Below are 11,637 nucleotides of genomic sequence, written 5' to 3' on the forward strand. Positions count from 1 at the left end.
ATCAGCGCACCGCATCCCTGTCACCTATCGCAAGTGACCCAAAAGCGTTTGAGACGGATAGCCATCAGGCGTCACGCCGATGGACCTTTGAAAGTCGCGAATGGCATTGACGGTGTTGGGGCCGATAAGCCCGTCTACTTTGTCATCCAAAAAGCCTTTGGTCCGCAATTTACGCTGCATCTTTTTCTTGTCAGCAAAAGAAAGTGGCTGATATCCACGTGGCCATTTTGCTTGAATAGGCGCACCGCCGTTCAGGCGATCTGACAAATGCCCAACGCCGATCACATAGGCGTCGGCTTTGTTGTAACGTTCAATCACGGCAAAATTGTCAAAGATCATGAAAGCCGCACCACTGGCCCCAGCAGGCAGCAAAATGGACCCTGCCCCATAGTTTGGAACCACGGCCCCATTCACGCCGCGCACGCCAAGTTTTGCCCAATCATTGGGTGAACGTTTTATATCACGCCGTGCCAGACTGTAATCAAACCCATTGGGCAGCAGAATTTCCACCCCCCAAGGTTGCCCTTTGGTCCAACCATGACGCGCAAGATAGGCGGCCGTTGACGCCAATGCATCAGTCGGATCATTCGACCAAATATCGCGTTTACCATCACCTGTGCCATCAACAGCAAAAGCCAAAAACGAAGTTGGGATGAATTGCGTATGCCCCATCGCACCAGCCCAACTGCCAGTCATATTGCGCGGGCTTGTGTCACCAGATTGCAAAATTTCAAGGGCTGCGATCAGCTGTGCTTCAAAAAAGCGCCCACGCCGTCCGTCATACGCCAGTGTGGCCAAAGCTTGGATCACAGGCACATCACCACGCGTTGCCCCATAGGCGCTCTCAAGACCCCAAATGGCCGCAACGACCTGTTTATCAACGCCATAAGTTGCTTCGATTCGATCGAGAGTTCGTGCATGTTTACGCATCGCAGCAACACCATTTTTAACCCTTACAGGCGATGCCGCACTATCAAGGTAGTCCCAAATCTGTTTGGTAAATTCAGACTGATGGCGGTCTTTTGCAATCACGCTGGCATCATATGTCACACCACGAAACGCGCGTGTGAGTGTCGTTTCCGAAATCCCCTCACGCCGTGCGCGCGCTTTGAAGCCTTCGATCCAGCGCGACAAGGCCGCGTCTTGTTTGGCAGAAACCTGATCCAAGGTTTTGAACTCCATTCCTAACCCTTGCGGTGCATATTGGCCAAGAGGGCCCGACTGGGCAAGCACCGGGCCAGCCCACAATAGAAAACCACAAACGACAGAAGAGACAAGGCACCGTAACATAATGATAACTCCAACACTTTTCTTACCGTACCGCGATTCCGATAGATCAGAAAACCATGTAAAATTTCACGGGCGGTTTGTTGCTAGCGCCTTTTTCGACTGACCTTTTTCTTAATGCTATCGCGCTTGGCCTTTGCTCTGGCATGCTTGCGTGAGGCGGGTTTTCCGCGCGCACGCCTGTTGCTACGCGGCATCTGCATACCGTCTATTGCAAGAATTTCAAGCTCGAGCCCACCAGTGACGGGCGTGGCATCAGCAACGCGCACAACAACCTTTTGACCAATCGACAATGTCAAACCCGTGTCAGCGCCCATAAGCGTTTGGGTTTCTTGATCATAATGGAAAAACTCAGATCCCATACTGCGTACAGGCGCCAAACCGTCGGCACCCGTTTCATCCAGTTTGATAAACGCGCCAAAACTTTGAATACCTGAAATATGGCCCGTCATCTCGGTGCCGATCCGTTCACTCAAATAGGCCGCCAAATAGCGATCATTCGTATCGCGTTCCGCAATCATTGATCTGCGCTCGGTATCAGAAATTTGTTTGGCCGTGTCTTCCAGCGTCTCAATGTCTTGCGGGCTAAGACCATCATCGCCCCACCCATGCGCAGACACCAAGGCGCGGTGCACGATCAAGTCAGCATAGCGGCGAATGGGCGATGTGAAATGCGCATAAGACCGCAGTGCAAGACCAAAATGTCCATAATTTTGCGGATGATAGTAGGCTTGCGTCATTGAGCGTAGTGTCGAAATATTGATGAGCTCGCTGTGGTCAGTACCAGAGGCCTGCGCCAAAAGGCGGTTCAAATGCGACGTGTGAAGCACCTGCCCTTTGGCCAAATTAAGCCCCGATCCCAGTGCAACCTCGCGCAAAGCATCTAGTTTTTCATCAGATGGCTCTTCGTGCACGCGGTACAAAAGTGGGCGATTTTTATGAAACAACTCTTCGGCAGCGGCAACATTGGCCAACACCATGAATTCTTCAATCAACTTATGTGCATCAAGCCGTTCAGCCAAAGCGACCGAGGACACCTTGCCATCTTCGCTCAAAACAATTTTGCGCTCTGGCAAGTCCAATTCCAACGGCTGGCGGTCTTGGCGAGCAATTTTGAGCGCCTCATAGGCTTCATAAATTGGGTTGATCACAGTCTCCATCAACGGAGCACAAGCCTCATTTGGCATGCCGTCACGGGCTTGTTGAACTTCTTGGTAATTCAATGACGCAGCAGAGCGCATCAAGCCACGCGTGAATTCATGCGAAATCTTCACACCTTTAGCGTTGATTTTCATACGCACAGCGAGACATGGGCGCGGTACACCTTCGTGCAAAGAACATAAATCTCCCGACAATCGATCAGGCAGCATCGGCACAACACGATCAGGGAAATAGGTGGAATTGCCGCGCAAACGGGCCTCTTTATCCAGCGCGGATCCCGGTGTCACATAATAGGCCACATCGGCAATCGCGACCCAAAGAATGAACCCGCCTTGGTTGGTAGGGTCCCTGTCAGCTTCTGCCCAAATCGCATCATCGTGGTCCCGCGCATCTGCGGGATCGATGGTCACAAGTGGCACATCACGCAGATCTTCACGCCCTTTCAGACCCGCAGGTTTGGCGTCATCTGCCATCGTAACAACATCATCAGGAAAGGCGTCTGGAATATTGTGTTGATGAATGGCGATCAATGAAACAGCACGCGGTGCGGTCGGGTCACCAAGGCGCGCCATAATCCGTGCGCGAGGCAAACCCATCCGGTCTTTCGGGCCAGTTTGTTCGGCCTCGACCAGTTCACCATCTTGCGCGCCATGACTTTGACCATTGCGCACCAGCCATTCTTTGCCCGCACCTTTGCCGATTGGCACAACGCGGCCACCTTCGGCATTGGCACGGAAGATGCCTAAGATTTTCTCAGGATTGGTTCCGATTTTGCGAATCAAACGTGCTTGATAGGCGTGATCCTCGCCTTGAACGACCTGTAATTTTGCTAAAATACGTTCGCCGGCACCAAGCGCAGGATCGCCATCTTTGAGCACCATGAGCACACGAGGCTCAGGCCCCACACCAACCCACTCAAGCGGCTTTGCGAACAAGTCTCCGTTTGCATCGGGCTCCAAGATGGCCAAAATGGACACTGGCGGTAACTTGTCAGGATCACGATAGGTTTTGACGCGCTTGGTCAAATGACCCTCGCCCTCAAGTTCTTTCAAGATACGCTTCAAATCGATGCTCGCCGCGCCTTTAATGCCAAACGCTTTCGCGATGTCACGTTTGGCAGTTTTGGTCGGGTTTTCGGTGATCCAGTCTAAGATCGCCTGCTTTGTGGGGATACTGTTCATGGCATAAAACTATCACGGCCTGCGCGGCGGCACCACACTCAAAGCGTGCGAGATTTCATCTGTTGAAGGCGGATCAAATCCTCAAGCGTATCGATATCCATAAGCCTATCTATGCAGGCCAAATCCCACTGCGGATCATCTAAGCGACGATCATCGTCAACGCTTGATGACGAAACCAATGGGCAGCTGGCACCATACCAATGTCTCGCCCAAGTCGCGTTTTCACACGCCCCGGTACGGGATCTTTGACCATCATGATCAACCGGGGCCTCAAAGAGGCGCTACCATGTCGTGATGTGGTATGCCGCCGTCCATATATTCGCCGCCAACAACTGTAAAACCAAGCTTTTCGTAAAACTTGATCGCGTGATTTTGCGCGCCAAGTTTAGCTTGTTCCAAGTGCGGTCTGGTTGAAAGTTCTTGGATGCATGCCTCAATTAGACGCGCCCCAAGCCCCGTGCCACGGTGTGATTTCACCACACAGACACGGCCAATTTTACCAATATCACCGGTTTCATAAAGACGCGCGGTGCCCACAGGCACTCCATCGCTGTCACGCGCAATCAAGTGAACACTTTGATCATCCAAGTCGTCGATTTCTTCTTGAACAGGGACCTTTTGTTCTTGAACAAAAACCGCCATTCGTAGCGCAAGGCAATCGGAAATATCTTCTGTAATAGAAATACTTACAGTCATTTAAAATAGTCCTCAATCACCCGCGTGTAGATGTTTTTCAGTGCTTCAATCTGCCGCACTGGAACGCGTTCATCTACCTGATGCATCGTTTTACCAACCAGTCCGAATTCAACAACAGGACAATGATTTTTAACAAATCGCGCATCAGATGTGCCGCCAGATGTTGAAAGCTCAGGCACCAAACCCGTTTCTGCTGTGACGGCTCGCGCCACAAGATCAACAAATGCACCAGGAGGCGTCACAAAGCTTTCGCCCGATACTTTTGTCGTAACTTGAATATCAATTCCAGTATCTTCGCTCATTTTCGATGCCTTGGCTTCAAACCAAGCAATAAGATCTTCGGCGCGGTGTGCATCGTTAAAGCGGATATTCACTGTCGCACGGCATTCTGCAGGAATGATATTTGTTACGGCGTTCCCCGTATCAAAGGTCGTCACAGCCAAAGTTGACCCGTCGAAATGTTCAGTGCCCTCGTCTAGCGTATGAGATGCGAGTTGATCCATAAGTCGCGCCAATGCTGGCACTGGGTTTTTAGCGCGATGCGGATAGGCAACATGTCCCTGCACACCCTTTGCCGTGAAAAAGCCAGTCATCGAACCGCGCCTGCCAATTTTCATCATCTCGCCCATCGCGTTTGGGCAGGTCGGCTCGCCCACAAGGCAATCTGTCATGCGCTCCTCATTACGATCCATCCAATCCAGCAAAGCGATTGTCCCATCTTGAGCATCGCCTTCTTCATCGCCCGTGATGGCAATAATGATCGCGCCGTTTGGCGGTGTTTGGGTCACATAATCAATCGCCGCGGCTGCGAATGCGGCAACACCAGATTTCATATCTGTCGCACCGCGCCCCCATAGAATCCCGTCTTCGATCACGGCGCCAAAGGGGTCTTTGGTCCATGCCGCTACATCGCCCACAGGCACCACATCGGTATGACCATTAAAGCCCAACGATTTTTCTGCCCCCTTATCACCCCAGCGCGCGAAAAGATTGGGCGTGCCATTTCTGTCCACGCGCGTACAGTCAAAGCCCGCTTTTGAAAGCAAATCTTCCAGCAATAAAAGTGCGCCAGCATCAACTGGAGTGATCGATGGGCAGCGGATCAAAGCTGCAGTCAAGTCTATGGGATCTATGGTCATAAGTACGCTCCTGTTGTGACATGGTTATCGCGCCCCGTGCCCACGAGCAATCACAAGCTGAAATCACATCGATCACATTTGGCCAAGAAGAGACCAAAATGGATATGATGAAGCCTAAGAAATGTGCCAATGCCTAAAGTTGCCTGTTCTGACATCCTGTACGCCATAATTCTAAGGCAAATTCATTGCTTTAAGGTCGTGATCCGCAAAGTCTAATTGCCTAAACTGCTCTTGCTATGGCATACGAAAATGGTTGGGGGACACAATGCAAAAACGACACATAGCGATATTCTTGACCTGCGCTCTTTGGCTTATCCAAGCCAGTTGGGCAGCTGCTGAGGATTTGACAGTTACGACAGTAACGCGTCCGCCGTTTTCCATGGTTGAAAATGGCAAGGATACTGGATTTTCAATAGAACTTCTTGATGAAATAGCGAAAAACCTTGATTGGACTTACTCAATCAATCGCGTTCAAAACTTTTCTGAAATGCTGTCGGCGGTCGAAAATGGCACCTCGGACGCGGCAATCGCTAATATTTCGATCACAGCTGGCCGCGAGGCGGTCATGGATTTCACTCAACCCATTTTCGAAGCAGGGTTACAAATCATGACTCCCTCTGACCCGAACAAAGGGTCAATATGGTCAATCATTTTATCCAAAGATTTGGTTCTCGCGATAGTCGGTGCCTTTGCCCTTTTGCTTGGCTGTGGCATGTTAATGTGGCGCCTTGAACGCAAGCATCAAGAATATTTCGATATGAATGCCCGAGAGGCAATGTTCCCCGCGTTTTGGTGGGCACTCAATTTAATTGTAAATGGCGGCTTTGAAGAACGCCAACCCCGTACCCCATTGGGTCGCATGTTCGGCGTCTTTTTAGTCATTTCGTCTTTGTTTTTTGTATCGGTCTTCGTCGCGCGCATCACCGCTGCCATGACAGTCGATGCCATTCAAGCCAATGTGGCAGACATCAACGATCTTTACGGCAAAAACGTGGGAACACTTTCCGGGTCAACTGCGGGTGATTTCTTAGACAAGCGTGATATCAAATTTGCAGGATACACAGATATCACACTGTTACTTGAGGCATTCGAAATTGGCGCAATCGATGTAGTCGTTTTTGACGCGCCGATATTGGCCTACTATGTGAATTCCCAAAAAGACAACAAAGCCAGACTAATCGGGCAAGTCTTTTTGGCGGAAAACTACGGCATTGCTTTGCAGTCCAATTCAGTCCTATCAGAGCAAATCAACCAAAGCTTGCTGGAACTGCGTGAAAATGGCACCTACGATCGGGTCTATAAAAAATGGTTTGGCGCCAGATAGATTAAATCTCGCGCGGACCATCTCCGAAAAACGGGGTCATTTGCGCAACCACAACCGAGTTCTCATCAAGAGCGCGCTGCATCAAGGCAATTTCATCTTCTGAAATATCGTGACCTTCGGCCAAACGTTCTTCGAGCGTCCCATATCCCGTAACATCCAGCGGCGCGAGATCGGCTTGCTTCAAAAGCGCAACGGTTTCACGCACGGCTTCGGCTTCATCCACGCCTGAGGCATAGATCATAAGCGCACCGCCCGTTGCGTTTTTAGGTAGGCCGTCGTCTTCCTTGCGCCCTACTTCAACAAGAAGAGTGTACGCTTTTTGGCGGGACGGTTTTTTCACTTTTTCGGTCATGAGACAGTCTCTTTCAAATAGAAAACGCCCGCACATGGCGGGCGCTTCAAATATCATTCTATCAGTCGCGCAGCAAATCGTTAATGCCTGTTTTAGAGCGTGTTTTCGCGTCAACACGTTTCACGATCACAGCACAGTACAAATTCACACCGTTTTTCGACGGCATAGAGCCCGCCACAACAACCGAGTATGGAGGCACTTCGCCGTACATCACTTCGCCGGTTTCGCGGTCAACGATTTTCGTAGATTGACCGATAAAGACACCCATACCCAAAACCGCACCTTCGCGAATGATACAGCCCTCAACAACTTCTGAACGTGCGCCGATAAAGCAGTTGTCTTCGATGATGGTCGGCCCCGCTTGCATTGGTTCAAGAACACCGCCGATGCCAACCCCGCCAGACAGGTGCACGTTTTTGCCGATTTGTGCACACGATCCAACAGTGGCCCATGCGTCGACCATGGTGCCCTCATCAACGTAGGCCCCCAAATTCACGAATGATGGCATCAAAACAGCGCCAGGTGCGATGTAGGCTGATTTGCGAACAACACAGTTTGGTACAGCACGGAAACCCGCTTGTTTCCATTCTGCAGCACCCCAGCCTTTGAATTTACTGTCAACTTTGTCCCACCAGCCAGACCCTTGTGGTCCGCCAGAGTGTTCTTCCATATCTTTGATACGGAATCCCAAAAGAACCGCTTTTTTGGCCCATTGGTTGACGTGCCAATCACCACTTTCCATTTTCTCAGCCACACGCAACTTACCGCTGTCGAGTGCGTTGAGCGTATCTTCGATGGCATCGCGAGATTCGCCCGTTGTCGCAGGCGTGATTGTATCACGTGCGTCCCAAGCGGCTTCAATGGCGGTTTCGAGGTGTGCGTTGGACATATCTGTCTCCCAAGTGGTCATGGAATATCTGTTGCATGAGGCTATAGTCTGTTGAAGACGCGCACGCAACGCACAGCTGATTTGCGCCAAACAGAAACAAGGCCCAAAAGGGCACGACTCCATTGAGGAATGCAAATGTCAGATCAAAAAGACCACACACACACACGACGTCACCCATTGCGCGATAGTCACCAAGACATCAATTCAGCGCGCCACATCCCCGACACACCCCAAACGCGCTCTCCGGCATATGCTTTGGCATTTTCAGACGAAAATTTCATGTGTCGTGATGAGCTTAGACCTGTGCGCCTCCAACTAGAGTTGCTCAAGCCTGAGATGATGATGGCAGAATACGGCGTCGAAAGTACGATCGTTTTATTTGGTGGCGCGCGCATTCCAGAGCCGGCAAAAAAAGAAACGGCACGCACCAAAACGTTAGCGGACCTTTCCAAGTACTATGACGAAGCACGTAATTTCGCACGCATTATGACCGAACGCGCCAAACAAAACGGCCACCGCGAAGACGTTATCGTGACCGGGGGCGGCCCCGGCGTGATGGAAGCCGGAAATCGAGGTGCAAAAGATGCGGGCGGCGTTTCAATCGGTCTCAACATTGTATTGCCGCATGAACAAGCGCCAAACGAATACGTGACACCCGACCTGTGTTTTAACTTCCACTACTTTGCGGTTCGGAAAATGCATTTCTTGATGCGTGCCAAAGCAATCACGATTTTCCCAGGTGGATTTGGAACCTTGGATGAAATGTTCGAAGCGCTCACATTAATCCAAACGGGGCGTATGAAACGGATTCCATTCTTACTGTTTGGAAAATCGTTTTGGGAAAAAATCATCAACTGGGAGGCTCTGTCAGATGCAGGTACAATTTCAGCTGAAGATCTCAAGCTGTTTCAGTTTGTCGAAACTGCTGAAGAAGCTGTGCAGGCCATAGATGATTGGCAAGGCGCAAACGAAAAGCGCGATTCTTTGCCCGGCAGAGACTAAAATGTTATTTTCGGTTCTTTGCACAGCGCGAAGAACCGAAAGCCAACTACATGTGTGACGTCGACACTTTTGAGACATTTACGCGTTCACTGTCAACGGATTCAGACAACCCCAATGCCAATCTCATATAGTAGCTGAGTGCCATTTCATGAACGATATCGCCAATATTTTGACCTGTCTCGCGTGCAAGAAGGTGCAGTATTTTGGCGGTGTTTTCGGGGAGAAGTAATGTCATTTTTTCCATAGGCTTACCCTATGTGATTCCTGTTGAAGTATGGTTAAAGCCCTAGGGTCATTTGACCAAGATGCTGGCGTTCCAAATGCCTGTGCCCATGATTTGGAAACGGTGCACCGAATCGCTTCATAAGCGTAGCATAGGGCTGACCAATTTCAGATGCTTTGCACAATCGTTCGCCTTCGACGATGCGCAAAATTAACCCGCCGCCTCGTTCGGCCAATTCATAACCTTTGGCTCGCAGGCCTTCTTGTAGGTCATCCCAATCTTGAGCGTAAGAAAACTCATGCGACAGATAGGCCTTAAGACCCAATGGTTTGCGAGGGCCAGAATATGCCAATGCAGGGTGACAGGGCTGACTGGCCTTGGCCAAAATGTCACGAATATAACTTCCGACAGGCATCTGCCCACGAGATGCAGCACGCTCAACAGAGCGCGCAAGGTCATCATCGAATCTGATCTGTATCCAATCCATGCCCGTATATTTGTTCAGGCATGGTTAAATTTCCGTTATGATCTTACAGCCCTGCGTCTGCTTCGATTTGTTTGCGTGACTTACGCACACGCTCCGTTTCAGATTTAAGCTGACCACATGCAGCCATAATATCTTCGCCGCGAGGTTTGCGTACAGGCGAAGCGTAGCCTGCATTATAAATAATATCGGCAAAGGCGCGGATACGATTGTTAGACGACCGTGTATAAGGCGCGCCGGGCCATTCGTTGAAGGGAATGAGGTTGATCTTGGCAGGGATGCCTTTGATCAATTCAATCAGGCGATGCGCATCTTCGTCACTGTCATTCACTCCGTTCAACATCACATATTCAAATGTAATGCGCTCGGAATTGGACACGCGCGGATAGGCGCGCAGGGCATCCAGCAATGCTTTGATATTCCAACGTTTGTTGATTGGAACCAACGTGTTGCGCACCTCATCGGTGGTGGCGTGGAAAGAAATAGCCAGCTGACATCCAATCTCTTCGGCTGTGCGAGCAATTTCAGGGACAACCCCAGAAGTCGACAACGTGATACGACGACGAGACAGCTGAATGCCCTCAGGGTCCATCGCGATATTCATCGCATCGCGCACGTTCTCAAAGTTATACAAAGGCTCCCCCATGCCCATCAAAACGATGTTGGACAACAGACGGGATTCTGTATTTTTGGCACCCTGTTCAGGCCATTCATTCAAATCGTCCCGCGCCATCATAACTTGGCCGATGATTTCGCCAGCCGTGAGATTACGCACAAGCTTTTGCGTGCCTGTGTGACAGAAAGAACAGGTCAAAGTACATCCAACTTGCGACGACACGCAAAGCGTTCCACGCCCCTCTTCAGGGATATAGACCACCTCGACCTCATGCCCGCCAGCGATGCGCACAAGATATTTGCGCGTGCCGTCCTCAGACACTTGTTTGGACACGACTTCGGGAACGGCAACCTCAAACGAGGCTTTCAAATCTTCCCGCAGAGATTTTGACAGGTTGGTCATCGCATCAAAATCGCGCACCCCCCAGCCATACATCCACTGCCAAAGTTGTCCCACACGCATCTTTGCCTGCTTTTCAGGCGTCCCGTGTTCGATCAAAACCTCACGCAAACGGGGGCGCGTTAGACCAACGAGATTGATCTTTGCGCCAGCGTCAACTTTGCGCGGAATGGTCAGGACATCCTGTGTGATCGGTGCACTGGGTTGCATGATGAGTCTCTTTTCAACTGATGAAGCCGCTCTCGTACAAGATTCTTGGTCATCTTTAAAGGTAAATGAAAAAGGCCCCCGATTGGGAGCCCCTTAAAGACTGAAGCTCTTTAAATCTTATCAACCACAGCGTTTGGACGCATCTTCGACTGAGGCTGTAAAACCCAAAAGCGAAAACGTGTCTTTGGTGATCGTCCCACGCGCTGAACGCCCTGTCAAAATAGCCGAGGCCCCGCGCTTCATAGCCGCGATGATACGTGCATCGTCTTCGCTGGCCGCTGCCCAAGCGGTTTCACCATCGACGAACAATGAAAATTCATCACTGCCGATTTCAAGTTTGACCTCAGAACCCGATGCAAAAGGATATCCGCCCACAAATGACACTTGGCCTTTCACGCCGTTAGAAGGCGCATAGGTCAAGAACAACAAAATTTCAGAGCGCGTCACGGATTTGATCCGACCAGCGCTGTCTGTGTTTATAGTTTCTCTGGGTTGTGACACCGCCCAGCATTGTTTCGTTGGACTGTTTTCTTCGTACACATACCAATCGGTGTTGCTGCCAACTTTGTTGGTGCTCTCTTGTGCCTGCGCGCCCAAGGCTGCGATGGCAAAGATTGTGCCTAGAAATAGTTTGTGGATGGAAAAGCTCATTTATTCGCTGCCTCTGTCTAACG

The 11,637-nt window shown here is 50.6% G+C and carries 12 protein-coding genes and 1 pseudogene; 2 read left to right on the forward strand and 11 right to left on the reverse strand.

Annotated features, from left to right (window positions below):
- Positions 1–24: 24 nt before the first annotated feature.
- The 5 genes and pseudogenes from BM025_RS11720 to dapE all read right to left on the reverse strand — a co-directional run bounded on the left by BM025_RS11720 (position 25) and on the right by dapE (position 5,464).
- The gene (locus BM025_RS11720; RefSeq protein WP_090875356.1) at positions 25–1,182 is read right to left on the reverse strand and encodes a lytic murein transglycosylase; all 1,158 of its coding nucleotides are present in this window, start codon (positions 1,180–1,182) and stop codon (positions 25–27) included.
- 191 nt (positions 1,183–1,373) lie between these two features.
- Positions 1,374–3,629 carry a ribonuclease R gene (gene rnr / locus BM025_RS11725; protein WP_085848049.1) on the reverse strand — a complete coding sequence of 752 codons (2,256 nt, stop codon included), beginning with the start codon at positions 3,627–3,629 and terminating at the stop codon, positions 1,374–1,376.
- Between the two features lie 119 nt (positions 3,630–3,748).
- Positions 3,749–3,885 (reverse strand): annotated as a pseudogene (locus BM025_RS19750) (TIGR04282 family arsenosugar biosynthesis glycosyltransferase); the annotation flags it as partial.
- A gap of 14 nt (positions 3,886–3,899) precedes the next feature.
- Positions 3,900–4,325 carry a GNAT family N-acetyltransferase gene (locus BM025_RS11730; RefSeq protein ID WP_085848048.1) on the reverse strand — a complete coding sequence of 142 codons (426 nt, stop codon included), beginning with the start codon at positions 4,323–4,325 and terminating at the stop codon, positions 3,900–3,902.
- Positions 4,322–5,464: a succinyl-diaminopimelate desuccinylase gene (gene dapE, locus BM025_RS11735; RefSeq protein ID WP_085848047.1), complete on the reverse strand. Its 1,143-nt coding sequence runs from the start codon at positions 5,462–5,464 to the stop codon at positions 4,322–4,324. Before dapE ends, BM025_RS11730 begins: the two co-directional genes overlap by 4 nt.
- Before the next feature lie 265 nt (positions 5,465–5,729).
- Here dapE and BM025_RS11740 point away from each other — a divergent pair, with 265 nt between their 5' ends.
- On the forward strand, positions 5,730–6,788 hold the full coding sequence (locus tag BM025_RS11740; protein WP_085848046.1) for a transporter substrate-binding domain-containing protein: 1,059 nt from the start codon (positions 5,730–5,732) through the stop codon (positions 6,786–6,788).
- A 1-nt stretch (position 6,789) separates the two neighbouring features.
- Here the strand turns inward: BM025_RS11740 and BM025_RS11745 are convergent, their stop codons facing one another.
- Entirely contained in the window at positions 6,790–7,140 is a 351-nt protein-coding gene (locus tag BM025_RS11745) for a hypothetical protein (protein ID WP_085848045.1), read from the reverse strand.
- Positions 7,141–7,201: 61 nt separating this feature from the next.
- On the reverse strand, positions 7,202–8,029 hold the full coding sequence (dapD, locus tag BM025_RS11750) for a 2,3,4,5-tetrahydropyridine-2,6-dicarboxylate N-succinyltransferase (RefSeq protein WP_085848416.1): 828 nt from the start codon (positions 8,027–8,029) through the stop codon (positions 7,202–7,204).
- Between the two features lie 135 nt (positions 8,030–8,164).
- On the opposite strand from dapD, the gene BM025_RS11755 reads away from it, so the two are divergent.
- Positions 8,165–9,031, forward strand: coding sequence for an LOG family protein (locus BM025_RS11755; protein ID WP_085848044.1), 867 nt, complete (start codon positions 8,165–8,167; stop codon positions 9,029–9,031).
- 46 nt (positions 9,032–9,077) lie between these two features.
- On the opposite strand, the gene BM025_RS11760 is transcribed toward BM025_RS11755, so the two are convergent.
- The 4 genes from BM025_RS11760 to BM025_RS11775 form a co-directional block, all read right to left on the reverse strand.
- Entirely contained in the window at positions 9,078–9,275 is a 198-nt protein-coding gene (locus BM025_RS11760) for a hypothetical protein (RefSeq protein WP_085848043.1), read from the reverse strand.
- A gap of 34 nt (positions 9,276–9,309) precedes the next feature.
- Positions 9,310–9,741 (reverse strand): hypothetical protein, encoded by a 432-nt coding sequence (locus tag BM025_RS11765; RefSeq protein ID WP_085848042.1) that lies wholly within the window; start codon positions 9,739–9,741, stop codon positions 9,310–9,312.
- Positions 9,742–9,784: 43 nt separating this feature from the next.
- A complete protein-coding gene (gene rlmN, locus BM025_RS11770) occupies positions 9,785–10,963 on the reverse strand; it encodes a dual-specificity RNA methyltransferase RlmN (RefSeq protein ID WP_085848041.1) in 1,179 nt (392 codons plus the stop codon).
- 120 nt (positions 10,964–11,083) lie between these two features.
- Positions 11,084–11,614 carry an invasion associated locus B family protein gene (locus BM025_RS11775; protein WP_085848040.1) on the reverse strand — a complete coding sequence of 177 codons (531 nt, stop codon included), beginning with the start codon at positions 11,612–11,614 and terminating at the stop codon, positions 11,084–11,086.
- Positions 11,615–11,637: the final 23 nt, after the last annotated feature.

Source organism: Pacificibacter marinus (assembly GCF_900109555.1).
Taxonomy (GTDB): domain Bacteria; phylum Pseudomonadota; class Alphaproteobacteria; order Rhodobacterales; family Rhodobacteraceae; genus Celeribacter; species Celeribacter marinus_C.